The 1826-nt window shown below is 49.2% G+C and carries 2 rRNA genes; both read right to left on the reverse strand.

The features are described from left to right. Positions 1 to 41: 41 nt before the first annotated feature. A 5S ribosomal RNA gene (gene rrf, locus BZG01_RS21235) occupies positions 42 to 153 on the reverse strand. Positions 154 to 259: 106 nt separating this feature from the next. Next, positions 260 to 1826, reverse strand: a 23S ribosomal RNA gene (locus BZG01_RS21240); the annotation flags it as partial.

The following is a 1826-nucleotide window of genomic DNA, read 5'->3' on the forward strand; positions in this document are numbered from 1 at the left end:
AAAAAAGAGTCTCATTCCTCATTGGAACAAGACTCTTTAAAAGTTGGCGTCGACCTACTCTCCCACCAAAAAGGCAGTACCATCGGCGCTATCGGGCTTAACTTCTCTGTTCGGAATGGGAAGAGGTGGAACCCCGATGCAATAGACACCTAAAATCATTCATCTAATATTGGGCTTACACCCTCAAGATAATATCATAGACATATCAAAAAAATCAAAGTAAAAATAACTTCCGAAAAAATTCAGAAATGAACACCCCACTCAGAAGTTTTAGGGTAATTAGTATTGCTCGGCTTTGACGTCACCGCCTTTACACCTGCAACCTATCAACGTCGTAGTCTCCAACGACCCTTAAAGGAAATCTCATCTTGAGGTAGGCTTCGTGCTTAGATGCTTTCAGCACTTATCCCTTCCGAACGTAGCTACTCTGCAATGCAGCTGGCGCCACAACAGATGCACCAGAGGTTCGTCCAACCCGGTCCTCTCGTACTAGAGTCAGATCCTCTCAAATTTCCAACGCCCACAACAGATAGGGACCGAACTGTCTCACGACGTTCTGAACCCAGCTCGCGTGCCACTTTAATGGGCGAACAGCCCAACCCTTGGGACCTTCTCCAGCCCCAGGATGTGACGAGCCGACATCGAGGTGCCAAACCGCTCCGTCGATATGAGCTCTTGGGAGCGATCAGCCTGTTATCCCCGGCGTACCTTTTATCCTTTGAGCGATGGCCCTTCCATGCGGAACCACCGGATCACTATGCTCTACTTTCGTACCTGATCGACCTGTATGTCTCACAGTCAAGCACCCTTGTGCCATTGCACTCTTCACACGATTACCAAACGTGTTGAGGGTACCTTTAGAAGCCTCCGTTACTCTTTTGGAGGCGACCACCCCAGTCAAACTACCCACCACACACTGTCCGTCGTCAGACGTTAGACTCCAGATAAGCAAAGGGACGTATTTCAAGGTTGACTCCACTAGTCCTGGCGAACCCGCTTCGTAGTCTCCGTCCTATCCTACACATTACTTACCCAAAATCAATGTGAAGCTGCAGTAAAGGTGCACGGGGTCTTTCCGTCCCGTTGCGGGTAATCGGCATCTTCACCGATACTACAATTTCACCGAGCTCATGGCTGAGACAGTGCCCAGATCGTTACACCATTCGTGCAGGTCGGAACTTACCCGACAAGGAATTTCGCTACCTTAGGACCGTTATAGTTACGGCCGCCGTTTACTGGGGCTTCATTTCAATGCTTCTCCGAAAATAACATCTCCACTTAACCTTCCAGCACCGGGCAGGTGTCAGGCCTTATACTTCAACTTTCGTTTTTGCAAAGCCATGTGTTTTTGATAAACAGTCGCCTGGGCCATTTCACTGCGGCTCTCATCGCTGAGAGCGTCCTTTCTCCCGAAGTTACAGGACTATTTTGCCGAGTTCCTTAGCCATGAATCACTCGAGCGCCTTAGTATACTCTACTTGACTACCTGTGTCGGTTTGTGGTACGGGCAGCTTTAACCTGATGCTTAGAGGTTTTTCTTGGAAGTAAAATTAGGCACACTATCTGCGCTGCCGTAGCATTGCAGTACTATCGACTTTCAGCTCAAGATGCGGATTTGCCTGCATCTATCATCACGTACGGTCTTCAACGAACTATTCCGTCAGTTCGCGGTGCTTTCATCTCTTCGTCACCCCATCGCAGTTAAAGCCGGTACGGGAATATTAACCCGTTGTCCATCGAGTTCGCCTTTCGGCTGCCCCTTAGGTCCCGACTAACCCTGATCCGATTAGCGTTGATCAGGAAACCTTAGTCTATTGGCGTGCGGG

The sequence above is a fragment of the Labilibaculum manganireducens genome (assembly GCF_002843385.1).
Taxonomy (GTDB): Bacteria; Bacteroidota; Bacteroidia; order Bacteroidales; family Marinifilaceae; genus Labilibaculum; species Labilibaculum manganireducens.